Origin of the sequence: Superficieibacter sp. BNK-5 (assembly GCF_047456055.1) — a bacterium.
Lineage (GTDB): Bacteria > Pseudomonadota > Gammaproteobacteria > Enterobacterales > Enterobacteriaceae > Superficieibacter.
Genome location: NZ_CP179893.1, coordinates 2372957 through 2399419 on the forward strand (window position 1 = coordinate 2372957; position 26463 = coordinate 2399419).

At 57.3% G+C, this 26463-nt stretch carries 19 protein-coding genes; 11 read left to right on the forward strand and 8 right to left on the reverse strand.

Annotation, left to right across the window (positions count from 1 at the left end; translation table 11 throughout):
- Positions 1 to 36: 36 nt before the first annotated feature.
- Together sfsA and thpR are read right to left on the reverse strand one after the other, a co-directional pair.
- On the reverse strand, positions 37 to 741 hold the full coding sequence (gene sfsA, locus ACMGGS_RS11355; RefSeq protein ID WP_414166133.1) for a DNA/RNA nuclease SfsA: 705 nt from the start codon (positions 739 to 741) through the stop codon (positions 37 to 39).
- 10 nt (positions 742 to 751) lie between these two features.
- Positions 752 to 1282, reverse strand: a complete 531-nt coding sequence (thpR, locus tag ACMGGS_RS11360; protein ID WP_414166134.1) for an RNA 2',3'-cyclic phosphodiesterase — start codon at positions 1280 to 1282, stop codon at positions 752 to 754.
- Positions 1283 to 1355: 73 nt separating this feature from the next.
- Here thpR and hrpB point away from each other — a divergent pair, with 73 nt between their 5' ends.
- The 6 genes from hrpB to fhuB all read left to right on the forward strand — a co-directional run bounded on the left by hrpB (position 1356) and on the right by fhuB (position 12684).
- Positions 1356 to 3785, forward strand: a complete 2430-nt coding sequence (gene hrpB / locus ACMGGS_RS11365) for an ATP-dependent helicase HrpB (RefSeq protein ID WP_414166135.1) — start codon at positions 1356 to 1358, stop codon at positions 3783 to 3785.
- Positions 3786 to 3999: 214 nt separating this feature from the next.
- Positions 4000 to 6546: a bifunctional glycosyl transferase/transpeptidase gene (mrcB, locus tag ACMGGS_RS11370; protein ID WP_414166136.1), complete on the forward strand. Its 2547-nt coding sequence runs from the start codon at positions 4000 to 4002 to the stop codon at positions 6544 to 6546.
- Between the two features lie 225 nt (positions 6547 to 6771).
- Positions 6772 to 8964 (forward strand): ferrichrome porin FhuA, encoded by a 2193-nt coding sequence (gene fhuA, locus ACMGGS_RS11375; protein WP_414166137.1) that lies wholly within the window; start codon positions 6772 to 6774, stop codon positions 8962 to 8964.
- A 53-nt stretch (positions 8965 to 9017) separates the two neighbouring features.
- Positions 9018 to 9815, forward strand: coding sequence for a Fe3+-hydroxamate ABC transporter ATP-binding protein FhuC (gene fhuC / locus ACMGGS_RS11380; protein ID WP_414166138.1), 798 nt, complete (start codon positions 9018 to 9020; stop codon positions 9813 to 9815).
- Positions 9816 to 9823: 8 nt separating this feature from the next.
- A complete protein-coding gene (gene fhuD / locus ACMGGS_RS11385; protein ID WP_414166252.1) occupies positions 9824 to 10705 on the forward strand; it encodes a Fe(3+)-hydroxamate ABC transporter substrate-binding protein FhuD in 882 nt (293 codons plus the stop codon).
- Complete coding sequence (gene fhuB / locus ACMGGS_RS11390) at positions 10702 to 12684, forward strand: Fe(3+)-hydroxamate ABC transporter permease FhuB (protein ID WP_414166139.1); 1983 nt, start codon at positions 10702 to 10704, stop codon at positions 12682 to 12684. Before fhuD ends, fhuB begins: the two co-directional genes overlap by 4 nt.
- A gap of 57 nt (positions 12685 to 12741) precedes the next feature.
- Here fhuB and hemL read toward each other — a convergent pair whose 3' ends face one another.
- Positions 12742 to 14022 carry a glutamate-1-semialdehyde 2,1-aminomutase gene (hemL, locus tag ACMGGS_RS11395; RefSeq protein WP_414166140.1) on the reverse strand — a complete coding sequence of 427 codons (1281 nt, stop codon included), beginning with the start codon at positions 14020 to 14022 and terminating at the stop codon, positions 12742 to 12744.
- A gap of 168 nt (positions 14023 to 14190) precedes the next feature.
- Here hemL and clcA point away from each other — a divergent pair, with 168 nt between their 5' ends.
- Together clcA and erpA are read left to right on the forward strand one after the other, a co-directional pair.
- Positions 14191 to 15600 (forward strand): H(+)/Cl(-) exchange transporter ClcA, encoded by a 1410-nt coding sequence (gene clcA / locus ACMGGS_RS11400; protein ID WP_414166141.1) that lies wholly within the window; start codon positions 14191 to 14193, stop codon positions 15598 to 15600.
- Between the two features lie 81 nt (positions 15601 to 15681).
- A complete protein-coding gene (erpA, locus tag ACMGGS_RS11405) occupies positions 15682 to 16026 on the forward strand; it encodes an iron-sulfur cluster insertion protein ErpA (protein WP_097162931.1) in 345 nt (114 codons plus the stop codon).
- Positions 16027 to 16119: 93 nt separating this feature from the next.
- On the opposite strand, the gene ACMGGS_RS11410 is transcribed toward erpA, so the two are convergent.
- Genes ACMGGS_RS11410 through mtnN form a run of 3 tightly spaced genes read right to left on the reverse strand, consistent with a single transcriptional unit; the run spans position 16120 to position 18222 of the window.
- On the reverse strand, positions 16120 to 16731 hold the full coding sequence (locus tag ACMGGS_RS11410; protein ID WP_414166142.1) for a TRIC cation channel family protein: 612 nt from the start codon (positions 16729 to 16731) through the stop codon (positions 16120 to 16122).
- Between the two features lie 2 nt (positions 16732 to 16733).
- Complete coding sequence (gene btuF, locus ACMGGS_RS11415; protein ID WP_414166143.1) at positions 16734 to 17531, reverse strand: vitamin B12 ABC transporter substrate-binding protein BtuF; 798 nt, start codon at positions 17529 to 17531, stop codon at positions 16734 to 16736.
- Entirely contained in the window at positions 17524 to 18222 is a 699-nt protein-coding gene (gene mtnN, locus ACMGGS_RS11420) for a 5'-methylthioadenosine/S-adenosylhomocysteine nucleosidase (RefSeq protein ID WP_414166144.1), read from the reverse strand. Before mtnN ends, btuF begins: the two co-directional genes overlap by 8 nt.
- Before the next feature lie 83 nt (positions 18223 to 18305).
- Here mtnN and dgt point away from each other — a divergent pair, with 83 nt between their 5' ends.
- The 3 genes from dgt to cdaR all read left to right on the forward strand — a co-directional run bounded on the left by dgt (position 18306) and on the right by cdaR (position 22697).
- Positions 18306 to 19820 (forward strand): dGTPase, encoded by a 1515-nt coding sequence (gene dgt, locus ACMGGS_RS11425; protein WP_414166145.1) that lies wholly within the window; start codon positions 18306 to 18308, stop codon positions 19818 to 19820.
- Positions 19821 to 19954: 134 nt separating this feature from the next.
- Positions 19955 to 21385 carry a serine endoprotease DegP gene (gene degP, locus ACMGGS_RS11430; protein ID WP_414166146.1) on the forward strand — a complete coding sequence of 477 codons (1431 nt, stop codon included), beginning with the start codon at positions 19955 to 19957 and terminating at the stop codon, positions 21383 to 21385.
- A 154-nt stretch (positions 21386 to 21539) separates the two neighbouring features.
- The gene (gene cdaR, locus ACMGGS_RS11435; protein WP_176919769.1) at positions 21540 to 22697 is read left to right on the forward strand and encodes a DNA-binding transcriptional regulator CdaR; all 1158 of its coding nucleotides are present in this window, start codon (positions 21540 to 21542) and stop codon (positions 22695 to 22697) included.
- Positions 22698 to 22888: 191 nt separating this feature from the next.
- Here the strand turns inward: cdaR and ACMGGS_RS11440 are convergent, their stop codons facing one another.
- Both ACMGGS_RS11440 and ACMGGS_RS11445 read right to left on the reverse strand, forming a co-directional pair.
- The gene (locus ACMGGS_RS11440) at positions 22889 to 25849 is read right to left on the reverse strand and encodes a putative mucin/carbohydrate-binding domain-containing protein (RefSeq protein WP_414166147.1); all 2961 of its coding nucleotides are present in this window, start codon (positions 25847 to 25849) and stop codon (positions 22889 to 22891) included.
- A gap of 208 nt (positions 25850 to 26057) precedes the next feature.
- Positions 26058 to 26447 carry a DUF3461 family protein gene (locus ACMGGS_RS11445; RefSeq protein ID WP_194207752.1) on the reverse strand — a complete coding sequence of 130 codons (390 nt, stop codon included), beginning with the start codon at positions 26445 to 26447 and terminating at the stop codon, positions 26058 to 26060.
- Positions 26448 to 26463 lie beyond the last annotated feature (16 nt).

Sequence of the window (26463 nt, forward strand, 5' to 3'; positions counted from 1 at the left end):
CGCGTCCAGAACACTATTTAACCATCCCGGCGTCAATCATAACGCAACGGGGAGAGGCCCTCTTAACGTCATATTATTCGCAGAAATATCGGCCTTATACGCCAGAATTTCTACGCCCTTTTTGTGTGCCTCAGACAACAATTGCGCGTAAGTAGCATCAATATGCCGCGCGGGTGAAAAACAGGTGATGGCTGAATGGAGTACCGCAAAGAGCATCACAGCCCGCTCACCGCCTGCGGCCACGCTCATCAGCTCGCGCAGATGGCGCTGGCCCCGCTCAGTTACCGCATCGGGAAAGTACCCCTTGTCCTGCTCCGCAAGCGTAACTGATTTGACTTCAATATAGCAGTCCCGGCGATCTTCTGCCTGTAACATAAAATCTATCCGGCTACGTTCTGTACCATATTTTACTTCGCTTTTCAGAATGCTATAGCCGGTAAGCGGCAAAAGACGTTCAGCGAGAATAGCTTCTTTCGTTAAAACATTGGCTCGTAACGTATTGACACAAATAAATGCGCCTTTTTGGGTTTGAGTAATTTCCCAGGTATGCGGGTATTTGCGTTTAGGATTTTCTGATGTCGAATACCAGACGGTATCGCCGGGCGTGGCGCATCCGGTCATCGCGCCGGTATTCGGGCAATGTAGCGTCAACGCTATGCCGTCGGCAGTGACGACATCCGCCAGGAAGCGCTTGTAGCGCCGAACCAGCGTGGCGGGCTGTAACGGGGGAGAAAATTCCATCGGATTCCTTTTAGGGCTGCAACGGGAAGCGCTGTAGCGGCGTATAGCGGGTGCGTCCGCGCACGAACTGTGATTCATACAGCATAAATTCCCTCACCGGAAAGGACCAGCAGAAGCCCGGCGGCGGGATCGCCACCGCGTGACTGGCGTCGCGCAGCAGGGTGATATGAGGGTGAAAAGGCTGCGGACTCTGCCAGCAACCGCTGCGGGCGGCCTGAGCGCGCAGCATGTTCGCCAGTTGCAGCAGGCCGCGCGGCGGCTGGCGCGTGCCCAGCCAGACCACGCGTGAACGCAGCCACTGGCCCGCATCGTCAAGGGTAAGGGTAAATCCCGGCTGGCGAATGCGTCCGGCCAGGGTTTCAAGCGCGGCCTGCTTCTGCGCGCTAAGCTCGCCGAGAAATGCCAGGGTCACATGCAGATTCGCCGCCACCACCGGACGCCCGGCGTCAGGAGGGAAGCTGGCGGCGCGCCAGTGGATAATCTGCTGCTGGATCTCGTCCGGCAGTGCCAGCGCGAAAAACAGCCTTTTCGACTCAGACATCGGGGATACTCGGTTATGGTTTGTGGCGATGCTACAATGACCGCCGTTGAATGTTAACCCTCTGGAGCCATTCGTGTCCTCTTTACCGGTCGCCGCTGTCCTGCCTGAACTTCTTCGCGCGCTGAAAACCGCGCCGCAGATCCTGTTGAATGCGCCCACCGGCGCGGGTAAGTCGACATGGCTGCCGCTACAGTTGTTGCAGCAGGGGGAGAGCAACGGGCGCATTCTTCTGCTTGAACCGCGTCGCCTGGCGGCACGTAACGTTGCACAGCGTCTGGCCGAACTGCTTAATGAAACGCCGGGACAGACCGTAGGCTACCGGATGCGCGCCGAAAGCTGCGTCGGTCCGCAGACCCGGCTGGAAGTGGTAACAGAGGGAATACTCACCCGTATGATCCAGCGCGATCCCGAGCTTGCTGGCGTGGGGCTGGTGATCCTCGACGAATTTCACGAGCGCAGTTTACAGGCCGATCTGGCGCTGGCGCTGCTGCTCGACGTCCAGCAGGGGCTGCGCGACGATCTGAAGCTGCTGATTATGTCTGCTACGCTGGATAACGCGCGATTACAGGCGCTGCTGCCCGACGCGCCAGTGATTTCATCCGAGGGGCGCGCGTTTCCGGTCGAGCGACGCTATCAGCCGCTGGCGGCGAACCTGCGCTTTGCCGAGGCGACGGCAGCGGCGGTGGCCGGACTGTTGCGGGCGGAAACCGGCTCAATGCTGCTGTTTCTGCCGGGCGTGGGGGAGATCCTGCGGGTTCAGGAACAGCTGGCGGAACGCGTCGCCAGCGATGTGCTGCTTTGTCCGCTGTACGGCGTGCTGCCGCTCTCAGAACAGCGAAAGGCGATCCTTCCTGCGCCGGCAGGTAAACGGAAGGTGGTCCTGGCGACCAATATCGCCGAAACCAGTCTGACCATCGAAGGCATCCGACTGGTGGTGGACTGCGCCCTGGAGCGTGTCGCCCGTTTTGATCCGCGTACCGGCCTGACGCGGCTCATCACTCAGCGCGTCAGCCAGGCATCGATGACCCAGCGCGCCGGGCGTGCGGGGCGTCTGGAACCGGGGATATGCCTGCATCTCATCAGTAAGGAGCAGGCGGAGCGCGCGGCGGCGCAGGGAGAGGCGGAGATCCTGCACAGCGATCTGTCCGGTCTGCTGATGGAACTATTGCAGTGGGGCTGTACGGACGTTGATCAGCTCACATGGCTGGATCGGCCTCCCGCTGTTAATCTCAATGCGGCCCGTGATTTGCTCTCACAACTGGGCGCGCTGGAGGGCGAGCGCCTGACCGTGAGCGGTCAACGTATGGCGGCGCTCGGCAACGACCCCAGGCTGGCGGCAATGCTGGTGGCGGCGGAAAATGACGATGACATTGCCAGCGCGGCCACGCTGGCGGCCATTCTGGAAGAGCCGCCGCGCGGCGGTATCGCCGATATCCACGTCGCTTTCTCACGCCAGCAACCGCACTGGCGGCAGCGCAGCCAACAGTTGTGTAAACGGCTGGGCAGCAAAGGCGGACAGCCGGATGCCGATCGCCTTGCGCCGCTGCTGGCGAAAGGGTTTGCCGACCGGATCGCCCGTCGCCGCGGGCAGGATGGCCGCTATCAACTGGCGAACGGCATGGGGGCGATGCTGGACGCTGATGACGCGATGAACCGCCACGAATGGCTGATAGCGCCGCTGCTGTTGCAGGGCAGCGCCTCGCCGGATGCGCGCATTCTGCTGGCGCTACCGCTGGATATTGATAAATTTATCGCCGACTGCCCGGCGCTGTTGCAGCAGTCTGATACGGTGGAGTGGGATGACGCTCAGGGAACGTTGAAGGCGCTGCGACGCACGCGAATCGGGGGGCTGACGCTTAATGTCCGAGCGCTGGCGAAACCGTCGGAGGTGGAACTGCACCAGGCGATGCTTAACGGTATCCGTGATAAAGGACTGAATGTATTACACTGGACGCCGCAGGCAGAACAATTGCGTTTGCGGTTACACTGTGCTGCGATGTGGCTGCCGGAGTTCGACTGGCCGGCGGTGGACGACGCCACGCTACTGGCGACGCTGGAGACGTGGCTGCTGCCGGAAATGACGGGCGTGCATTCGCTGCGCGCGTTGAAGGCGCTGAATGTGGCCCAGGCGCTGCGCAACCTGCTGGACTGGTCATCCCGACAACGGCTGGATAGTGAGCTGCCGGAGCATTACACTGTGCCGACGGGAAGCCGGATAGCCATTCGCTATCATGAAGATAATCCCCCGGCGCTGGCGGTGCGGATGCAGGAGATGTTTGGCGAGGCCAGCACGCCGACGATTGCCGGGGGGCGCATTCCTCTGGTTCTTGAACTATTATCTCCCGCTCAGCGCCCGTTGCAGATCACGCGCGACTTAAGCGCGTTCTGGCAGGGTGCGTACCGTGAGGTACAAAAAGAGATGAAGGGGCGTTACCCAAAACACGTATGGCCTGACGATCCGGCGAATACGGCCCCGACGCGGCGCGTCAAAAAGTATTCGTAGGTGGGTTTAATGCCCGGTGGCGCTGCGCTTACCGGGCCTACGAAAGGGGATGCGTTGAGTTCACCAACCCGTAGGCCGGGTAAGGCGAAGCCGCCACCCGGCAACCCCGGTAACGTGGGCTAAGCAAAAACGACATTTGAGAGATTTCTTCTTTTTCCTGCGGGATGAAGAACTGAGAATCAGGCATTGCGCCTGACATTTGCGGAGAGAAAGCATGGCGGGGAATGACCGCGAACCGATTGGACGCAAAGGAAGACCTGCGCGTCCGGTAAAACAAAAAGTGACTCGTCGTCGGCAATATGACGACGATTATGAAGACGACGAAGATGACGTGCCGCCACCGCGTAAAACCCGGAGCAAAGGCAACGGCGGCGGCGGGCGTAAGCGGCGCGGTAAACGCGGCTGGCTGTGGCTGCTGCTGAAAATATTTATCGTGTTTGTGGTGCTGTTTGCCATTTACGGCGTGTATCTCGATCAGAAGATCCGTAGCCGTATCGACGGTAAAGTCTGGCAACTGCCTGCGGCGGTCTATGGCCGGATGGTTAACCTTGAGCCGGACATGGCCATCAGCAAGAATGAGATGGTCAAGCTGCTGACGGCGACACAGTACCGCCAGGTCACCGCAATGACGCGGCCCGGCGAATTTACCGTGCAGGCGAATAGCATTGAGATGATCCGCCGTCCGTTCGACTTCCCGGACAGCAAAGAAGGGCAGGTGCGGGCGCGTCTGACCTTTGATGGCGATCACCTTGAAAGCATTGAGAACATGGAGAACCATCGGCAGTTCGGCTTCTTCCGTCTCGATCCACGCCTGATCACCATGCTCTCTTCGCCGAACGGTGAGCAGCGTCTGTTCGTGGCACGTAACGGCTTCCCGGATCTGCTGGTGGATACGCTGCTGGCGACGGAAGACCGTCACTTCTACGAGCACGATGGCGTGAGCCTGTACTCCATCGGCCGCGCGGTGCTGGCGAACCTGACCGCCGGGCGCACCGTTCAGGGCGCGAGTACGCTGACGCAACAGTTGGTGAAGAACCTGTTCCTCTCCAGCGAGCGCTCCTACGTGCGTAAGGCAAATGAAGCGTACATGGCGCTGCTGATGGATGCGCGCTACAGCAAAGATCGCATTCTTGAGCTGTACATGAACGAAGTCTACCTCGGTCAGAGCGGCGACAATGAGATCCGCGGCTTCCCGCTGGCGAGCCTGTACTATTTTGGCCGTCCGGTGGAGGAACTGAGTCTCGATCAGCAGGCGCTATTGGTCGGTATGGTGAAGGGCGCGTCGATCTACAACCCGTGGCGCAACCCGAAACTGGCGCTGGAGCGGCGTAACCTGGTGCTGCGTCTGCTTCAACAGCAGAAAATCATCGACCAGGAGCTGTATGACATGCTGAGCGCCCGTCCGCTGGGCGTGCAGCCGCGCGGCGGGGTGATTTCACCGCAGCCAGCCTTTATGCAACTGGTGCGTCAGGAGTTGCAGGCGAAGCTGGGCGATAAGGTGAAAGATCTCTCCGGCGTGAAGATCTTCACCACCTTTGACTCGGTTGCCCAGGATGCAGCGGAAAAAGCAGCGACCGAAGGCATTCCGGCGCTGAAGAAACAGCGTAAGCTTGCCGATCTCGAAACGGCGATGGTCGTCGTGGACCGCTTTAGCGGCGAAGTCCGCGCGATGGTCGGTGGGGCCGAGCCGCAGTTCGCGGGTTATAACCGTGCGATGCAGGCGCGCCGTTCGATTGGTTCTCTGGCAAAACCGGCGACCTATCTGACCGCGCTGAGCCAGCCGAACCGCTTCCGTCTGAATACCTGGATTGCGGATGCGCCGCTGGCGCTGCGTCAGCCGAATGGTCAGGTGTGGTCGCCGCAGAACGACGATCATCGCTATAGCGAGAGCGGCCAGGTGATGCTGGTGGATGCCCTGACCCGTTCGATGAACGTGCCGACGGTAAACCTGGGGATGACGCTCGGCTTGCCTGCCGTGACAGAGACCTGGAAAAAACTCGGCGTGCCGGAAAATCAGCTGCATCCGGTTCCTGCGATGTTGCTGGGGGCGCTGAACCTGACGCCGGTTGAAGTGGCGCAGGCGTTCCAGACTATCGCCAGCGGCGGCAACCGCGCACCGCTTTCGGCGCTGCGGTCGGTCATTTCTGAAGATGGTAAAGTGCTGTACCAGAGCTTCCCGCAGGCGGAGCGCGCGGTACCGGCGCAGGCAGCGTATATGACGCTGTGGACCATGCAGCAGGTGGTTCAGCGCGGAACCGGTCGTCAACTGGGCGCGAAGTATCCGGGGCTGCATCTGGCGGGTAAAACCGGGACCACCAATAACAACGTCGATACCTGGTTTGCGGGCATCGACGGGCGTGAAGTGGTCATTACCTGGGTAGGACGTGACAATAACCAGCCGACCAAACTCTACGGAGCCAGCGGCGCGATGTCTATTTACCAGCGCTATCTGACAAATCAGTCGCCGATCCCGCTGGTGCTGACGCCGCCGGAAGACGTGGTGGATATGGGCGTGGATGACGGCGGCAACCTGCTCTGTAGCGGCGGTGCGCGCGCGTTGCCGGTCTGGACGTCCGATCCGAACGCGCTGTGCCAGCAGAGCGAAATGCTGCAACAGCAGCAACAGGGCAATCCGTTCGACCAGTCGTCGCAGCCGCAACAGCAGCAGCCACAGCAGCAACAACAGCAGCCGCCTCAGCAGGAGAAAAAAGAGAGCGACGGCGTTGCAGGCTGGATCAAGGATATGTTCGGTAGTAACTGAGCCGTAATGCGTAAAAGCCCCCGATTGAAAACCTCAATCGGGGGCTTTTTTATGTCTTACAGGCGCATCCGTTAGCCACACCACTCATCTGGTTATTTATTATCCCCTTAGTTTTAGCAGGGGCGCATATCGCTTGCTATGCGTTCAACGTTTCGAATATTATGCTGCCGTCATAATAATAATTCTCGTTTACGTTATCATTCACTTTCCATCAGAGATATACCAATGGCGCGTCATAAAACTGCTCAGCCAAACTCCTCGCTGCGTAAAATCGCAGTTGTAGTAGCCACAGCGGTTAGCGGCATGTCTGTTTATGCACAGGCGGCGGTTGAACCGAAAAAAGAAGAAACCATTACCGTAACCGCAGCGCCTGCCGCGCAGGAAAGCGCGTGGGGGCCGGCTCCGACCATTGCCGCGAAGCGCTCCGCCACGACCACCAAAACGGATACGCCGATCGAAAAAACGCCGCAGTCCGTTTCTGTCGTGACCAGCGAAGAGATGGAAATGCACCAGTTCCAGTCGGTGAAAGAAGCGCTGGGCTATACGCCTGGCGTGACGGTCAGCAGCCGTGGCGCATCCAACACCTATGACTTCGTGATCATCCGTGGCTTTTCCTCGGTTGGCCTGAACCAGAATAACTACCTGGACGGCCTGAAGTTGCAGGGCAACTTCTATAACGATGCGGTGATCGACCCGTACATGCTTGAACGCGTTGAACTGATGCGCGGACCGACCTCCGTACTTTATGGTAAAAGCAATCCTGGCGGTATTATCTCGATGGTCAGCAAACGCCCGACCACTGAGCCGCTGAAAGAAGTGCAGTTCCAGGTAGGAACGGACAGTTTGTTCCAGACCGGCTTTGATTTCAGCGATGCGCTGGATGATGATGGCGTGTACTCTTACCGCCTGACCGGGGTGGCCCATTCGGCCAATGGGCAGCAGCAAAGCTCGGAATCACAGCGTTATGCCATCGCGCCGTCGTTCTCATGGCGTCCGGATGACAAAACGAATTTTACCTTCCTGTCTTATTTCCAGAACGAGCCGGAAACTGGTTATTACGGCTGGCTGCCCAAGGAAGGAACGGTTGAGCCACTCCCTAATGGAAAACGTTTACCGACCGATTTTAACGAAGGCGCGTCGAACAACACCTATTCCCGTAACGAGAAAATGGTGGGTTACAGCTTCGAACACGGCTTTGACGATACCTTTACCGTGCGGCAGAACCTGCGTTTCGCTGAAATGAAAACCTCGCAGAAAAGCGTCTACGGCACCGGGATCGCGGCGGATGGTCATACTCTGAACCGCGGGACGGTGGTGGATGATGAGCGTCTGCAAAACTTCAGCGTCGATACCCAGCTGGAAAGCAAATTCGCCACCGGCGCGGTCGATCACACATTGTTGACCGGGGTAGATTTCATGCGCATGCGTAATGATATCGACGCCACCTTCGGCAGCGCGCCGTCCATCGATCTTTATAACGATTACAGCCCGCAATATTTTGCTTTCGGCGGTACCGAACCGTACCAGATGAATGAAAGCAAGCAGACCGGGATTTACGTGCAGGATCAGGCGGAGTGGGATAAGTGGGTGCTGACGCTTGGCGGTCGCTACGACTGGTCTCAGCAGGCGACCACGGTACGTCAGAACTCCTATACGCCGACCGAAGGTTATATTGAGCGTAATGACCATCAGTTCACCTGGCGCGGCGGGATTAACTACCTGTTTGATAACGGCATCACGCCGTACTTCAGCTACAGCCAGTCGTTTGAGCCGAGCGCCTTCGATCTGTGGAGTGTGCCGCGTGTTTCTTACGAGCCGTCAAAAGGCGAGCAGTATGAAGCGGGCGTGAAATACGTACCGAAAGACATGCCGGTCGTCGTTACCGGTGCGCTGTATCAGCTGACCAAAACCAACAACCTGACTGCCGATCCGAATAATCCGCTGGGACAAGTTCCGGCCGGTGAAATTCGCGCACGGGGTGTGGAGCTGGAAGCGAAAGCGGCGCTGAATGCCAATATTAATATGACCGCGTCTTATACCTATACCGATGCGGAATATACCAAAGATACCTCGCTGAAAGGCCATACCCCGGAGCAGGTGCCTAAGCATATGGCGTCGCTGTGGGGCGATTATACTTTCAACGAAGGGGCGCTTTCCGGCCTGACGTTGGGTACTGGCGGTCGCTTTATCGGCTCCAGCTATGGCGATCCGGCCAATACGTTCAAAGTCGGCAGCGCTGCCGTGATGGATGCGGTGGTGAAATACGATCTGGGTCGCTTCGGCATGGCGGGTTCCAGCGTGGCGATTAACGTCAACAACGTGCTGGATCGTGAATATGTCGCCAGCTGCTTCCAGACTTACGGCTGTTTCTGGGGCGCAGAGCGTCAGGTGGTTGCCACCGCGACTTTCCGCTTCTAATTCTCTTTCAGGGCACGTTTCGGCGTGCCCTTTTCATTTTCAAGTTGGCCAACATGCAGGAAAAAATCACCCAACCCGATACCACGTTCGCGCTTTCCGATGTCACCTTCCGTGTGCCGGGGCGCACGCTGCTGCATCCGCTGTCGATGACGTTCCCGGTGGGAAAAGTGACCGGACTGATCGGCCACAACGGCTCCGGTAAATCCACGCTGCTTAAAATGCTCGGACGCCATCAGCCGCCGTCAGAAGGGGATATTCTGCTTGATGATCAGCCGCTAATGAGCTGGAACAGCAAAGCGTTTGCCCGCAAGGTGGCGTATCTGCCACAGCAACTGCCGCAGGCGGAGGGGATGACGGTCCGCGAGCTGGTGGCGATTGGTCGCTATCCGTGGCACGGCGCATTGGGACGATTTGGCGTGGCCGACAGAGAGAAAGTCGAAGAAGCGATTGCGCTGGTAGGATTGAAACCGCTGGCGCACCGGCTGGTGGATAGCCTTTCCGGCGGCGAGCGGCAGCGGGCGTGGATCGCCATGCTGGTGGCGCAGGACAGCCGCTGCCTGCTGCTTGACGAGCCAACCTCCGCGCTGGATATCGCCCATCAGGTCGACGTGCTGGCACTGGTCCATCGTCTGAGCCAGCAGCGCGGGTTAACGGTGATTGCCGTACTGCATGATATCAACATGGCCGCCCGCTACTGCGATTATCTGGTTGCCCTGCGTGGCGGCGAGATGATTGCTCAGGGCACGCCGGAAACGCTGATGCGCAGCGAAACGCTGGAGCAGATTTACGGCATCCCGATGGGGATCCTGCCGCATCCGGCAGGCGCAGCCCCGGTGAGCTTTGTTTACTGATGGCGATGATGACTTCAATGACGCGTCGGCGTTTGCTGACAGCGATGGCGCTCTCACCGCTGATGTGGCAGATGGGCAAGGCCCGCGCGGCCTCATACGATCCGCATCGTATTGTGGCGCTGGAGTGGCTGCCGGTGGAGTTTCTGCTGGCGCTGGGCGTGATGCCTTACGGCGTGGCGGACGTGCAAAACTACAATTTGTGGGTGAACGATCCTTCCTTACCGTCTTCCGTCATCGACGTGGGATTGCGTACTGAGCCAAACCTTGAACTGCTGGCGCAGATGAAACCCTCCTTCCTCGTGTGGTCGGCGGGCTACGGCCCGTCGGACGCGCAACTGGCGAAAATTGCGCCGGGCAGGGGATTCACTTTCAGCGACGGCAAAAAACCGCTGACCAAAGCGCGTGGCTCTTTGGTGGAGATGGCGCAGCTTATTGATCGGGAAGCCGAAGCGGAAAAACATCTTGCTGATTTCGATAGTTTTATTGACTCCTTCATTCCGCGCTTCGCCCGGCGTGGCGATCGTCCTTTGCTGATGATCACGGTGATGGACGTGCGTCACGTGCTGGTGTTTGGGCAAAACTGTCTGTTCCAGGAAGTACTCGATCGTTACGGCATTAAAAACGCCTGGCATGGCGAATCAACGTTCTGGGGCAGCACGCCGATTGGCGTGGATCGCCTCGCCGCGTTTCGCGATGTCGATGTATTGTGCTTCGATCACGGCAATGACGCCGAGATGCAGCAACTTGCTGCGACGCCGCTGTGGCAGTCAATGCCGTTTGTACGTGGCGGGCGCTTTCAGCGCGTGCCGGCAGTCTGGTTCTACGGCGCGACCCTCTCTGCAATGCACTTCGCCCGCGTGCTGGATCGCGCGCTGGGAGGTAAGTCATGAGACAACGGATTGCACCATTACCCGCCGCGCTGCTGCTTCTGCTGTTTATTAGCGCGCTGGCGCTGACGGTATTTAACTTCACCCAGGCGCTGCCGCGCGCGCAGTGGCGTGAGGCGCTGTGGCAACCGAATATTGATGTGGTGGAGCAGATGCTGTTCCACTATAGCCTGCTGCCGCGTCTGGCGATTTCGCTGCTGGTAGGCGCGGGGCTGGGGCTGGTCGGCGTGCTGTTTCAGCAGGTGCTGCGTAACCCGCTGGCCGAGCCGACGACGCTCGGTGTGGCAACCGGGGCGCAGTTAGGGATGACCATCACCTCGCTGTGGGCGATCCCCGGCGTGCTGGTATCACAGTTTGCCGCGCTGGCGGGGGCCTGTATTGTCGGCGCGCTGGTGTTTGGCGTGGCGTGGGGAAAACGGCTTTCGCCGGTCACGCTGATCCTGGCGGGGCTGGTGGTCAGCCTGTACTGCGGGGCGATTAATCAGCTGCTGGTTATTTTCCATCACGATCAGCTTCAGAGCATGTTTCTGTGGAGCACCGGCACGCTCACCCAGACCGACTGGAGCATTGTCCAGCGGCTATGGCCGCAACTGATTGGCGGCGTGATGCTTACCCTATTGCTGCTGCGTCCGTTGACGTTAATGGGGCTGGATGACGGCGTGGCGCGTAATCTTGGTCTGGCGCTGTCGCTGGCGCGACTGGCGGCGCTCACGCTGGCTATCGTCCTGAGCGCTTTACTGGTCAACGCGGTTGGCATTATTGGTTTTATCGGCCTGTTTGCGCCGCTGCTGGCAAAAATGCTCGGCGCGCGTCGCCTGCTCTCCCGCCTGCTGCTGGCCCCGCTGATTGGGGCGCTGATCCTCTGGCTATCCGACCAGCTCATCATCTGGCTGACGCGGGTGTGGATGGAGGTTTCCACCGGCTCGGTGACGGCGCTAATCGGCGCGCCACTCCTGCTGTGGCTGCTGCCACGGCTGCGCAGCATGAGCGCGCCAGCGATGAACGCCGGGGATACGATTTCCGCCGAACGTCAGCATGTGTTGCGCTATGCCATCATCGGGCTGATGGTGTTACTGCTGGCCGTTTTCGCGGCGCTCTCCTTTGGTCGTGATGCGCAGGGCTGGCAGTGGGCCAGCGGCGACATGCTCAGCGAGCTAATGCAGTGGCGCTGGCCGCGCATTCTGGCGGCGCTGTTCGCCGGGATCCTGCTGGCAGTGGCGGGCTGTATTATCCAGCGTCTGACCGGCAACCCGATGGCCAGCCCGGAAGTGCTGGGGATCAGTTCCGGCGCGGCGTTTGGCATCGTGCTGATGCTGTTCCTGGTTCCGGGCAACGCCTTTGGCTGGCTGCTGCCCGCCGGAAGCCTGGGGGCGGCGGGCACGCTGCTGATCATTATGATTGCCGCCGGGCGCGGTGGCTTCTCGCCGCACCGGATGCTATTGGCCGGGATGGCGCTGAGCACGGCTTTTACCATGCTGCTGATGATGTTACAGGCAAGCGGCGATCCACGCATGGCGCAGATCCTGACGTGGATTTCCGGCTCGACCTATAACGCCACAGAACGGCAGGCGGTGCAGACGCTGGTGATGATGATCGTCCTGCTGGCGCTGGTGCCCCTGTGCAGCCGCTGGCTCACCATCCTGCCGCTGGGCGGCGACACCGCCCGCGCCGTGGGCGTGGCGCTGACGCCGTCGCGTATCGCGCTGTTGCTGCTGGCATCCGCCTTAACCGCCACCGCCACGTTGACCATTGGACCGCTGAGTTTTATCGGCCTGATGGCTCCGCATATCGCCAGAATGATGGGGTTCCGCCGCACTATTCCGCATATCGTCATGTCGGCACTGGTAGGGGGGCTGATTCTGGTGTTTGCCGACTGGTGCGGCAGAATGGTGATGTTCCCGTTCCAGATCCCGGCGGGGCTGCTGTCGACCTTTATCGGCGCACCGTATTTTGTTTATCTGTTGAGAAAGCAGAGCCGGTAATCATTGAGGTGATCCAGTTGTAGGCCCGGTAAGCGCAGCGCCACCGGGCATGCAGGGTTACAGCTTCGCAAACACCCGACGCGCAGCGTCGATGGTGTTATTAATATCCTCTTCGCTGTGCGCAACCGACATAAAGCCCGCTTCAAACGCTGACGGTGCCAGGTACACGCCTTCTTCCAGCATCAGATGGAAGAAACGTTTAAAGCGCTCAACGTCACAGGCCACCACATCCTGATAGCAGGTAACGGCGTTTGACTCGGTGAAGAAAATACCGAACATCCCGCCGACATGGTTCACCACCAGTGGAATACCCGCTTCCTGCGCGGCGTCCAGCAGGCCGCTGGCCAGCTGGGTGGTTAGCGCCTCCAGCGTTTCATGAATGCCCGGCTTAGCCACTTCGCTCAGACAGGCATAGCCTGCGGCCATTGCAATCGGGTTGCCGGAGAGGGTGCCCGCCTGATAGACAGGTCCGGTGGGAGCCAGCGCGTCCATCACTTCACGACGACCGCCAAACGCGCCCACCGGCATTCCGCCGCCGATGATCTTGCCCAGGCAGGTCAGGTCAGGTACGACATTGTAGTATGCCTGCGCGCCCGCCAGCGCAACGCGGAAACCGGTCATCACTTCATCAATAATCAGCAGTGCGCCAAATTCATCGCACAATGAACGCAGGCCCGGCAGGAATTCCGGCAGCGGTGGCACACAGTTCATATTGCCCGCCACTGGCTCGACGATAATACAGGCAACATCCTGCGGATACTGCTCGAACGCCTCGCGCACGGAAGCCAGATCGTTATAGGTACAGGTCAGGGTATGTTTAGCAAAATCCGCCGGAACGCCCGGTGAGTTCGGCTGACCGAGGGTCAGCGCGCCGGAGCCTGCTTTCACCAGCAGGCAATCCGCGTGACCGTGATAACAGCCCTCGAACTTGATGATTTTATCGCGGCCCGTAAAACCACGCGCCAGACGGATGGCGCTCATCGTTGCTTCGGTACCGGAGTTTACCATTCGTACCATGTCCATCGTCGGCACCAGTTCAGTCACCAGTTCGGCCATTTTGACTTCCATCGCGGTCGGTGCGCCGAAACTTAAGCCGCGCTGCGTGGCTTCAATCACCGCGTTACGGATCGCCGGATGGTTATGCCCCAGCACCATCGGCCCCCAGGAGCCGACATAGTCGACATAGGCTTTGCCATCGACATCGTACAGCCAGGCACCGTCTGCACGTTCAACGAACAGCGGCGTGCCGCCGACGCCGGTGAAGGCGCGAACGGGGGAGTTAACGCCACCAGGGATCACCTGGCGCGCGGCGCTGTAAAGGTTTTCAGAATTGCTCATGGCGTGGTTCCTGGTTTATCGAAAAAGTAGTCCACTCCATTCTAAAGTATTCCAGGAACGTTATGAAAGTTTTGCCCAATTGAAACAACATTTTTTATGAGGGATTTTTAAAGAACAGGCGGGTACAATGCCGTTCCGGAATGCATTTTTACCCATAAATGATTAACGATGAATGTTGAAACTCCTTCTCTTACAAACCGGCAGGTGGGCCGCTTAAGGCGTGGCAGGCAGATCCGTCGGCTATTACGGCGTGACAAAACGCCGTTAGCCGTTTTACTGCTGGCGGCCCTGGTCGGTACGCTGGCCGGGCTGGTCGGCGTGGGCTTTGAAAAAGCCGTTGATGGCGTGCAGGCGCTACGTGTGGGGATGCTTGCCGACACCGCCCACCACGGTTTTTGGATCTGGCCGCTGGCGTTTGTCTCGTCAGCCCTGCTGGCAATGGTGGGCTATTTTCTGGTGCGCCGTTTCGCGCCGGAAGCCGGTGGCTCTGGGATCCCGGAAATTGAAGGCGCGCTGGAAGAACTTCGCCCGGTACGCTGGTGGCGGGTGTTGCCGGTTAAATTTATCGGCGGAATGGGGACGCTGGGTGCGGGAATGGTGCTGGGACGCGAAGGGCCGACCGTGCAGCTCGGCGGTAACGTTGGCCGAATGGTCTTAGATATCTTTCGTCTGCGCAGCGGCGAAGCGCGTCACACGTTGCTGGCGACCGGGGCGGCGGCAGGGCTTTCCGCCGCATTCAATGCGCCGCTGGCCGGAATACTTTTTATTCTGGAAGAAATGCGCCCGCAGTTCCGCTATAGCCTGATCTCGATTAAAGCGGTGTTTACCGGGGTGATTATGTCGAGCATCGTCTTTCGCCTGTTTAACGGCGAGGGGGCGGTCATTGAAGTCGGTAAACTGAGCAACGCGCCGGTTAATACCCTGTGGCTGTATTTAATTCTGGGAATGATTTTTGGTCTTGTTGGTCCCCTGTTCAATACCCTGGTATTGCGCATGCAGGATCTGTTTCAGCGCGTCCACGGCGGCAATATCAAAAAATGGGTATTGCTGGGCGGGTTGATCGGCGGCATGTGCGGCTTGATTGGCCTGATCGATCCAGAAGCGACGGGCGGCGGCTTCTCTCTGATCCCGCTGGCGCTGGCGGGGCATTACACGGTTGGTTTGCTGCTGGTGATTTTTATCACCCGCGTCGTCACCACGCTGTTGTGTTTTTGTTCCGGCGCGCCCGGCGGTATTTTTGCACCGATGCTGGCGCTGGGCACTCTACTGGGCACCGCGTTCGGCATGACGGCGGCCGGTATTTTCCCGGCGTACCATCTGGACGCGGGCACTTTTGCGATTGCCGGAATGGGCGCGCTATTGGCCGCTTCGGTGCGTGCACCGTTAACCGGAACCGTACTGGTGCTGGAGATGACTGATAATTACCAGCTCATTTTGCCAATGATTATTACCTGTCTTGGCGCAACACTACTGGCCCAGTTTGTCGGCGGCAAACCGTTATACTCCACCATCCTTGCCCGGACGCTGGCCAGGCAGGAAGCTGAGCAGTCCGTGCGGCCAGTGGGCGAGAATACTTGAATGAATTACCAGGGTATTAGATAATGCCCATCATGGTTGGGTTAATATTTGCCCAATTAGCAATGTCGTTGGGAGCAAAAAATGAGTGATGACGTAGCGCTGCCCCTGCAATTTACCGATGCAGCAGCCAGCAAAGTAAAAAACCTGATTGCCGATGAAGATAACCCGAATCTGAAATTGCGCGTCTATATCACCGGCGGTGGTTGCAGCGGCTTTCAGTACGGTTTTACCTTTGACGATCAAATCAATGATGGCGATATGACCATTGAGAAACAGGGCGTGGGCCTGGTGGTTGATCCAATGAGCCTGCAGTACCTCGTCGGCGGTTCGGTTGATTATACCGAAGGGCTGGAAGGGTCCCGCTTCATTGTCACCAACCCGAATGCCAAAAGCACCTGCGGCTGCGGATCGTCGTTCAGCGTTTGATTTTTTCTACCTCGTCTGACAAAGACGATGGGACTACGGTGCCCGGTAAACCATTCCGGGCACTACGCCTCAACAAAACCTTACCCGGCCGGGTTAATCCAGCGCAAAAGTCGGCAGTTTCAGATGCCAGCGGATCGCCGCCAGGCGAATGACCAGCGTGACCACCATCCCCATCATACTTGCACTTTCCAGCGGTACACCGAACGTATAAAACACCGTCGCGTGAACGATGCCGCCAGCAATGCAGGCCGTAGCATAGATTTCGGTGCGTAAGATCATCGGGATTTCCCTGGCCAGCACGTCGCGAATAATTCCGCCGCCTACGCCGGTGAGCACGCCCATACAGACCGCTATCAGCGGGCCAGTTTCGGCAAGAAAGGCTTTGTTGACGCCAATACCGACAAACACCGCCAGACCAACGGCATCCAGCACCGGTAATATCCATTTCGGCAGACGCCTGGGCTGACGAACCAGCAGGATCGTCAGCATGCTGGTGACCATTGCCACCACCAGATCGGTGGGATCTTTTACCCAGAATACCGGGCCGTGAGCCAGCGCCATATCGCGGATCGTCCCGCCGCCGACGGCGGTGACCACGCCCAGCACCAGCACGCCGAACGGATCCATGCGTAATTTTCCTGCCAGCAGTACGCCGGAGATAGCGAAGACGGCAGTGCCAATGATATCAAGCCAGTAGACCAGCATACTTATTTTACCTGTGAGAGCGCGTCGCAGAGTTGTTTTGCGGCGAGGATAATACGCGGGCTTGCGCGCTCAAACCAGTCGCCGTTCAGGGAAATTACCGGGATAGTAAGCTGGTTTTGCCAGAACTGGCTGATTTTCGGAATAACGCCCGCATCACCGGTGGTAATAATGACCTGTGGCTGGCGGGCCAGTACCTGCTCGCGGCTAACCTGCGGCCACGGTACGCGGCTGTCAGCAAAAATATTTTCCCCGCCACAGGTTTCCAGCACCTCGTTCTGAATCGAATTCTTATTGCTGGTAAACAACGGCGTCATGCCAAACTGGAGAAATACCCGTTTTTTGGGCCGTTGTGCATAGGAGGATTTGAGCGTCTGGTAGTCATCAAGCAGCGTCTTCGCCGCCTGACGGGCTTTATCCGGCGCAGGACTCCAGACTGCTAACTGGCGCAGCGCGTCAGCGATTTGTTCGATGCTGTTACTTTCTACCCACATCACGTGGATGCCGAGGGTTGTAAGCTGATTCACCTGACGTTCAGCGTTGCCACCGCGCCAGGCCAGCACCACGTCAGGTTTGAGGGCGACGATACGCTCCAGATTCATCCCCTGCCAGGTGGCAACCTGCTCAATGCGGACGGCCTCCGGGGGATAGTCGGAATAGCTGCTGACGCCGACCGGCACGATCCCGGCGGCAAACGCCAGTTCGGTATTGGCAGGCGAGAGCGAGATCACTCGCGGCGCGGCAAAAAGCCACGCCGGAACCAGCAACAGCAGGGCTACTGCTCTGAGCAGGACGTTAGCCACGCGCCAGTTTCTGCACCAGGGTTTCAACCATCAGGGTAGATTGCTTCGCCGCTACCACCAGGAATTCATCAAAGCTCAGGTGGGACTGCTGATCCGCCACGTCGGAGATGGCGCGCACCACCACAAACGGCGTGCCGAAGTTATGGCAAACGTGGGCAATCGCGGTAGCTTCCATCTCAACCGCAACCGCCTGCGGGAAGTGATGACGAATTTTCGCCAGCGGGACGGAGCCGTTGATAAAGGCATCGCCGCTGACGACCAGGCCGCGAACCGCGTTGAGGTTGAGTTCAACGATGCAGTCTTCGGCGGCATCGATTAACTTCTGATCGGCCTGAAAACCCGCCGGGCAGCCCGGAAGCTGGCCGTACTCGTAGCCAAACGCGGTGACGTCGGCATCGTGATAGCGTACTTCGTCAGAGACCACGATATCGCCCACTTTCAGCGTCGCGGCAAGGCCGCCCGCCGAGCCGGTATTAATAATCACGTCAGGTTTGCAGTGCTCCAGCAGCAGGGTGGTGCCCAGCGCCGCAGCGACTTTACCGATACCTGATTTCAGCAGTGCAACATCGGTGCCGTGGAGCTGACCGGTATAAATTTCGCAGCCGCCTGACGTCAGGGTCTGGCGGTTAACGATTTTGTCACGCAGCAGCGTAACTTCTTCTTCCATTGCACCAATAATGCCAATTTTCATTGATTTACTCGCGATGTGTCAGGTTTAAAGGCATAGTCTATCATGCGGGTAAGGGGAAGCGCATTTCTCGCGCGGGAGAGAATATGGCACACATCGATTTTCGCAGAAAAATTAACTGGCACCGCCGCTACCGTTCACCCACCGGGGTGAAAACGGAGCATGAGATCCTGCGTATTTTTGAAAGCGATCGCGGGCGTATTATCAACTCTCCCGCCATCCGGCGTTTGCAGCAGAAAACGCAGGTTTTTCCGCTGGAGCGTAATGCAGCGGTGCGCACCCGGCTGACACACTCGATGGAGGTTCAGCAGGTTGGGCGCTATATCGCCAAAGAGGTGCTGAGCCGTCTGAAAGAGCAGCGCCTGCTTGAGACATATGGCCTCGATGAACTGACCGGACCCTTTGAAAGCATCGTCGAGATGGCCTGCCTGATGCATGATATTGGCAATCCGCCGTTTGGGCATTTTGGCGAGGCGGCGATCAACGACTGGTTCAGTCAGCGTCTGGCACCTGCGGACGCCGCCAGCCAGCCGCTGAGCAACGATCGCTGTCAGGTGGTCGCGCTCCGTTTACGCGAAGGCGAGGATGCGCTGAACGACCAGCGTCGCAAAGTGCGGCAGGATCTCTGTCATTTTGAAGGTAACGCGCAGGGGATCCGCCTGGTGCAGGCGCTGATGCGTATGAATCTGACCTGGGCGCAGGTAGGGTGCATTCTTAAATATACCCGCCCGGCATGGTGGGCAGATGATATTCCCCCCTCACACGATTACCTGATGAAAAAGCCGGGCTACTATCTTTCCGAAGAGGCCTATATTGAGCGACTGCGCAAAGAGCTTGAGCTGGCTCCGTTTAGTCGTTTCCCGTTGACGTGGATTATGGAAGCGGCGGACGATATCTCTTATTGCGTTGCCGATCTGGAAGACGCCGTTGAAAAACGTATTTTCACCGTCGAACAGCTTTATCAACATTTGCACGACGCCTGGGGCGCGCATGAAAAAGGATCGCTGTTTGCGCAGGTGGTCGAAAATGCGTGGGAGAAATCGCGCTCTAATTCGCTGAGTCGCAGCGCGGAAGATCAGTTTTTTATGTATTTGCGGGTCAATACGCTCAACAAACTGGTGCCCTATGCCGCCTCGCGGTTTATTGAAAATCTGCCGCAGATTTTTGACGGCGAGTTTAATCACGCCCTGCTGGAGGACGATAGTGCCTTTAGCCAACTGCTTGAGCTATATAAAAACGTCGCGGTCCAGCACGTATTTAGCCACCCTGACGTCGAACAACTGGAATTACAGGGCTATCGCGTTATTCGCGGCCTGCTGGAGATTTACCAGCCGCTGTTACAATTACCATTAACCGATTTTAGCGAACTGGTGGAAAAAGAGCGCCTGCGCCGGTTGCCGATTGAATCGCGGCTGTTTAATAAACTCTCGACCCGTCATCGGCTGGCCTATGTGGAGGCCGTTAATAAACTCGCACGCGATTCCAGCGAGTTTCCGGTGATGGAATATTATTACCGCTGTCGCCTGATTCAGGACTATATCAGCGGGATGACCGATTTGTATGCATGGGATGAATATCGTCGGCTGATGGCCGTGGAATAAGCGCTAAGATTTGTAAAGACGGACAATAAATTTTTACTTTTTCCAGCAACTTAATTCCGGAACTTAGCGTTATAAAGTGACTCTTAGCATCACACATAGCGACTTGCGTTATCTGATATTGAGACGGAAAAAAGATGAAAAAGACCACATTAGCAATGAGCGCCCTGGCATTAAGTTTAAGTCTGGCATTATCTCCTTTAGCCGCAAACGCAGCGGAAACCGCCTCGTCCACGGTGACTGCGCAGCAGATGCCAAGCCTGGCTCCTATGCTTGAAAAAGTCATGCCTTCGGTGGTGAGCATTAACGTTGAAGGCAGTACCAGCGTTAATACGCCACGTATGCCGAAAAACTTCCAGCAGTTCTTTGGCGATAACTCGCCGTTCTGTCAGGAAGGTTCCCCGTTCCAGAGTTCACCGTTCTGTCAGGGTGGCGGTGACGGCGGTAATGGCGGCAGTCAGCAGCAGAAATTTATGGCGCTGGGTTCCGGGGTGATTATTGATGCGGCCAAAGGCTATGTCGTCACCAACAACCACGTTGTCGAGAATGCGACCACCATCAAAGTCCAGTTGAGCGACGGCCGCAAGCTTGACGCCAAAATGGTCGGCAAAGATCCGCGCTCTGATATCGCGCTGATCCAGATTCAGGATCCGAAAAACCTGACGGCGATTAAGATTGCCGACTCCGACGCCCTGCGCGTAGGGGATTATACCGTCGCCATCGGTAACCCATTTGGTCTGGGCGAAACGGTGACCTCGGGGATTGTCTCCGCGCTGGGTCGTAGCGGCCTGAACGCCGAGAACTACGAAAACTTTATTCAGACCGATGCGGCGATTAACCGCGGTAACTCCGGCGGCGCGCTGGTGAACCTGAACGGTGAACTGATCGGCATTAACACGGCGATCCTCGCGCCGGACGGTGGCAACATCGGCATCGGCTTTGCTATCCCGAGTAATATGGTGAAAAGCCTGACGGCACAGATGGTCGAGTACGGCCAGGTACGCCGCGGCGAACTGGGCATTATGGGCACCGAAGTGAGTTCTGAGCTGGCAAAAGCGATGAAAGTGGATGCCCAGCGTGGCGCGTTTGTCAGCCAGGTGATGCCGAATTCAGCGGCGGCGAAAGCGGGCATTAAAGCCGGTGACGTGATCACTTCGCTTAACGGCAAGCCGATCAGCAGCTTCGCTGCGATGCGCGCCCAGGTCGGCACCATGCCGATTGGCAGCAAAGTTACCCTCGGCCTGCTGCGCGATGGCAAACCGGTTAATGTCAACGTGGAGTTGCAGCAGAGCAGCCAGAATCAGGTTGATTCCAGCACCATTTTCAGCGGTATTGAAGGCGCTGAGATGAGCAATAAAGGTCAGGATAAAGGCGTGGTGGTGAGCAGCGTGAAAGCTAATTCTCCGGCGGCGCAAATCGGTCTGAAGAAAGGCGACGTGATCGTTGGCGCAAACCAGCAGTCGGTGAAAAATATTGCCGAGCTGCGTAAGATCCTCGATGCGAAACCGGGCGTGCTGGCGCTGAATATCCAGCGCGGCGACACCTCCATCTACCTGCTGATGCAGTAATATCCCCGGCCCTCCTCCTGGTGGAGGAGGGCGTTTTACCCGCAATTTGTGACTCTCCCCACAACTCCATACTTCTCCGCTCTGCTTTGTGCATATGCACAATGCGGCACCCTGCTATCTTCCTTATGCTGGAGCACTGCTTACGGGAGGAAACATGGCTGGCTGGCATCTTGATACCAAAATGGCACAGGATATCGTGGCACGCACGATGCGCATCATTGATACCAATATCAACGTAATGGATGCCCGTGGACGCATTATCGGCAGCGGCGATCGCGAACGAGTTGGTGAATTGCACGAAGGCGCGCTGCTGGTGCTGTCTCAGGGACGGGTCGTGGATATTGACGATGCCGTGGCGCGGCACCTGCACGGCGTGCGACAGGGGATCAATCTGCCGTTGCGGCTGGAAGGGGAAATCGTCGGGGTTATCGGCCTGACGGGGGAGCCGGAGACGCTGCGTAAATATGGCGAACTGGTGTGTATGACCGCGGAGATGATGCTTGAGCAATCGCGCCTGATGCACCTGCTCGCCCAGGATAGCCGTCTGCGTGAAGAGCTGGTGATGAACCTTATCCAGGCGGAAGAGCATACGCCGGCGCTCACCGAGTGGGCGCAGCGTCTGGGTATCGATCTTAATCAGCCGCGCGTGGTCGCCGTACTGGAGGTGGATAGTGGTCAGCTTGGCGTCGATAGCGCCATGGCGGAACTCCAGCAGTTGCAGAGCGCGTTAACCACGCCCGAGCGCAATAACCTGATCGCCATTGTCTCACTGACCGAGATGGTGGTATTAAAACCGGCACTCAATCCGTTTGGCCGCTGGGATGCGGAAGATCATCGCAAGCGCGTGGAACAGCTTATTTCCCGAATGAAAGAGAACGGCCAACTGCGTTTTCGCGTGGCACTAGGCAACTATTTTACCGGTCCGGGCAGCATCGCCCGTTCCTATCGTACCGCGCGTACCACGATGATGGTCGGCAAGCAGCGGATGCCGGAAAGCCGCAGTTATTTTTATCAGGATTTGATGCTGCCGGTGCTGCTCGACAGCCTGCGCGGCGGCTGGCAGGCCAACGAACTGGCGCGCCCGCTCACCCGGCTTAAAGCGATGGATAATAACGGTCTGCTGCGGCGTACATTACAGGCGTGGTTCCGCCATAATGTACAGCCGCTGGCGACGTCAAAAGCCTTGTTTATTCATCGTAATACGCTGGAGTACCGGCTGAACCGTATTTCAGAGCTGACCGGGCTGGATCTGGGGAATTTCGATGACAGGCTGCTGCTGTATGTGGCGCTACAACTGGATGAGCAGCATTAAAACGTTATACCGTGGAATTATGCCTGGCGGCGCTTCGCTTGCACAGGCCTACGGGTTGCGAATAACCGATTGATATTGATGATTTTTGTAGGCCGGGTAAGGCGAAGCCGCCACCCGGCAAAGCGACGCATGCAATAGAAAAACAGGTTTGTCATCAACCTCAAGCACCCGCCGCGAGGCGGGTGCTTGCTTTACAGACGCTCTAAACCCCGCGCCGTCACGCGCCAGCTCACGCTGTTTGCTTGCGGCCAGGTTTCACCGTTTCGCGGGTTAGCGATAAGCGAGCGGCGTCCCGCTTCGGCGTGAAAGACTTCAATAATATAATTCTCTTCCAGCGCCGCGGTATCCACATAGTCACCAAGCTCAGAGGTGCCTTTAATCGCCTGGCGGGCGACAACGGAACCTCGCGTATTGTAGACGTTGACCGTCGCATATACGGTGCTGAACGCGCTGTGCGGGACACCAGCGTGTGCGCTGAAGGTGAACTGTTTACCGCCGATGTCCAGCGCCATGCTGGCAAAGCAAGCGTCGTTGTCGCCAAGCAGATCCCAGGCAAAGCGATCGCCATACAGCGCGGTCTCATCTTTCACATCTTCCTGCGCCGGTAACGCCGTCTGCTGCTCTTCCAGGCCGAACGGCGTGACGTACCAGAGGTTAGTTCTCTTCACCGGGACCAGCGTGTTTTGCGTGAGGTTAAACGCGCTGACCCTGAACGGTTCATCATGGAAGATATCGATCGCGAAGCCTTCCTCCAGCGCAATGCGTTCAGTTTGCGCCTGATAGTTTTCCGCGCCCTGATACTGGCGGTGATAGAGTGCTTCCCCGGCCGCGTTTCTGACGTCGATGCTGGCATAGGTTGCGCCAGGCAGGTAATACGCATGGGGCTGGCCCGCACGGGTCTGCACCACTATCTCCCGTTTCGCGTTATCAATGGCGATTTGACAGAATTCGTTATTTTTCAATCCCTGTAGTTTTAGCGTAACGCTTTTACCTGTTAACGCGCCGGGTACGCTGTTATCAGCAGGCAGCACATCGTTATACTCCTTCAGCAGCGACTGACGTTCTGCGTCAGGGACGTTTTGCAGCATCAGCCAGAGGTCATTTTTGCGCGCGGAATAGCGCTTATTTTGCAAAGAGGGGAGGTCCCGCAGCGCCTGCGCATGGTGTACAAAAACAGTCCTGAGATCGTCTACAGGGCGATTGTTAAGGACAAAGTTATAAAGACCTTCCCTGTCGATACGCAGTAATTGATTCGGCTGAGGTGCAACCAGCGTTAAATAGCCTGGCGCGGCCTTCAGGCGGCCCGGTTCAGCGTGGTAAACGGAAAGATGGTAATTCTCTTTTAAAGGGAGTTGGATCTTTCCTGTCGCGCAGTTCGTGCCACTCATATCGCGCTTCAGCAATTGCTCACCGCTGTCAGAAAATACGGTCACGCTGGCGTAGCGCTGGCTGGAAAAATAGAGATGCGGCGTGGCGCTAAAAATATCCAGCGTCAGCGTCTGGTTTTCATAATCCACGCACAGGCTGGCGAAAGGCGTGTTGTCATAGCCCTGAAAATGCAGGGTTTGGTTACGCAGAGCGGTATCCGCCAGCGGGGTATAGTTCACCGTCACGGCGTTCGTGCCTTCGCGGACCGTCACGAAGGTGGCATCGACACGGTATTTCTGCGAGCGGCCCTGGGGGAGATCAAGCTGATAAACGCCCACAGGAAGATCGCTGAAGACGATCTGTTTATCGACGATAGTCGCGGTGAAAGATTGTCCGCCGTTATCGCGCAGGGTGAGCGACTGCCCATAAACCTGCTCAGGGCGATCGATATTTAACGTGAGCGCCAGTTTGCCTTTTTTCCCCAGTATCGCCAGTTGCTGGTTATCCACCAGCCAGACGAAGGAGTCCAGGTTCAGACGCTGACGCGCGCTTTCCCACTCGCTTTCCGCCAGCAGGTCAAAGAGCGGCCAGACGGGTTTTGCCGCCGCCACCTTTTCAAAGGTAAACGCGTCGGGCTTAAGGCCGCAAAAAATCATAAACGGCGTCATATCGTACCCGGTTTCAGAGGCGATAGCGCTGGCCAGTAAATCCGTCAGATGATGCTCCGTGGCCAGGAAACATTCACTGTTGGCCAGCTCCCGGTACTGTTGGTTAAAGGCGCTAAACGCGGGCGTGTTGGCCCTGAAAAGCATCATCATCAGCATTAACAAGCGGGTACGTCCGCCCCATTGCGCCACCGGAAGGTGACTTCTGACGTTGGTAATAAATTTCAGCTCTTCCGCGGGTTGCTGGCCGAAGTTATAAAGCCAGCCGTCAGTATAAAGCCGGTTATTGACGCTTAAGGTAGCCTGCTGAAAATACGCCGCGTAAATGTTATTCCACACTTCGCCGACCGGAATTTCGGTGTCCTTCATAAATTTACCCTGGTAGCCGTGGGCAATTTCATGAAGGATGGTCCATTGGGTAGTGATATTATCAATCCACCCCTGGCTGACCGTTGATGAGGTTTGGGCGCACCACCAGGGTAAATAATAAGCCGAGCCGACGCCATGTTTGTCAGCTTTAATAAAATAACTGTTGGGAACATTTTTATTCAGCGCTGAGGCGGGGTTATCGCTTAATCCGGCCCATTCATTATAGGCGCCAAAAATATCCGTATAGAATGCCTGCAACGTCGCCAGACCGGTTTTCTGCAGATTATCCCGGTCGGCCAGTGGAAGCAGGAAGCAGACCACATCGGCGTCTACCAGCGCAAACGGCGAGGCGTTTTGCCGCCAGTGGCTAAAGAAGTCGCTCTCGGACTGTCCCTTGCTCCAGTACGGCAGAGGCTTGATGGTCTGCGGCAGTTCATAGAGCACGGTAAATTCACCGGGCTGGTCCGTATAAAGGGTATCAACAAACGGTACGGTGTCTACCGTGGCGCTGATAGTTTGCCAGCTGGCGCTTAAGGTGATGGTTTTTTCAACCTGCGAGTCGTCGCAAAGCAAACGGAATGTCGCTTTGCCTTTTGCCATATCCGCCTGGCGCACGCGCAGTGAAGTATTCGCGGGTAATATAAATCCCAGCGGCTGACGATCCTGCTGCCTTCCTTTTTCAAATCCTGCATTATCCAGCCAGGGCGCAGCCTGAAGGGTATAGCAACGTTGTGTTATTTCCTGAGTCATGTTGTGTTCCTCCTGTATAGGGTCCGATGAAAATACAGGAGCGGGAAGGCTTTGATAATACAAGGCAATATTCGATGAGATGAAATGAGAAAACAGAAGAGTGAATGAAAATAAATCATCCGGAAAAAATGATAATATTGATACGAGGTGATTATTTTAGCGAGTATCGGCGTGGGAATAATAACGGGCCAGGACTGGCCCGTTAATGTTATTTATTGCGCGTTAATTTTTCCAGGTCGGATTCAATCTCGGTGATTTTGTTGGCGACCACGCTTTCAAGGTGGCGCAGATCGTCGAGGATCTTGCGCTTCAGATCGACATCGCTGCGATCCCGCTGGCAGATCTGGTCGAGTTCGTCGATAACATAACGCAGGTTAGGGCTGATCTCCTGCACCTCTTTGTAACCCTGTCCCACGCCGTCGGCGATCACGGTTTTGCGCTGGCGCGGGTACTTAAATTTTACGCTTTTAGCGAAAAATTCGCCTTTGTCCTTTTGAAAATAGATTTTCAGGATATCGTTGTTGGCTTCCTGCCGGAGGCTGTAACGATCAATTTCATCAGGATTCGTAATGCCCAGACTTTTCAGATTGTCGTACATAGCGGTACCTCAAAGA

Coding starts and splice junctions, on each gene's coding strand:
- sfsA (WP_414166133.1), bottom strand. CDS start 741: ATGGAATTTTCTCCCCCGTTACAGCCCGCCACGCTGGTTCGGCGCTAC.
- thpR (WP_414166134.1), bottom strand. CDS start 1,282: ATGTCTGAGTCGAAAAGGCTGTTTTTCGCGCTGGCACTGCCGGACGAG.
- mrcB (WP_414166136.1), top strand. CDS start 4,000: ATGGCGGGGAATGACCGCGAACCGATTGGACGCAAAGGAAGACCTGCG.
- fhuA (WP_414166137.1), top strand. CDS start 6,772: ATGGCGCGTCATAAAACTGCTCAGCCAAACTCCTCGCTGCGTAAAATC.
- fhuC (WP_414166138.1), top strand. CDS start 9,018: ATGCAGGAAAAAATCACCCAACCCGATACCACGTTCGCGCTTTCCGAT.
- fhuD (WP_414166252.1), top strand. CDS start 9,824: ATGACTTCAATGACGCGTCGGCGTTTGCTGACAGCGATGGCGCTCTCA.
- fhuB (WP_414166139.1), top strand. CDS start 10,702: ATGAGACAACGGATTGCACCATTACCCGCCGCGCTGCTGCTTCTGCTG.
- hemL (WP_414166140.1), bottom strand. CDS start 14,022: ATGAGCAATTCTGAAAACCTTTACAGCGCCGCGCGCCAGGTGATCCCT.
- clcA (WP_414166141.1), top strand. CDS start 14,191: ATGAATGTTGAAACTCCTTCTCTTACAAACCGGCAGGTGGGCCGCTTA.
- erpA (WP_097162931.1), top strand. CDS start 15,682: ATGAGTGATGACGTAGCGCTGCCCCTGCAATTTACCGATGCAGCAGCC.
- ACMGGS_RS11410 (WP_414166142.1), bottom strand. CDS start 16,731: ATGCTGGTCTACTGGCTTGATATCATTGGCACTGCCGTCTTCGCTATC.
- mtnN (WP_414166144.1), bottom strand. CDS start 18,222: ATGAAAATTGGCATTATTGGTGCAATGGAAGAAGAAGTTACGCTGCTG.
- dgt (WP_414166145.1), top strand. CDS start 18,306: ATGGCACACATCGATTTTCGCAGAAAAATTAACTGGCACCGCCGCTAC.
- degP (WP_414166146.1), top strand. CDS start 19,955: ATGAAAAAGACCACATTAGCAATGAGCGCCCTGGCATTAAGTTTAAGT.
- cdaR (WP_176919769.1), top strand. CDS start 21,540: ATGGCTGGCTGGCATCTTGATACCAAAATGGCACAGGATATCGTGGCA.
- ACMGGS_RS11440 (WP_414166147.1), bottom strand. CDS start 25,849: ATGACTCAGGAAATAACACAACGTTGCTATACCCTTCAGGCTGCGCCC.
- ACMGGS_RS11445 (WP_194207752.1), bottom strand. CDS start 26,447: ATGTACGACAATCTGAAAAGTCTGGGCATTACGAATCCTGATGAAATT.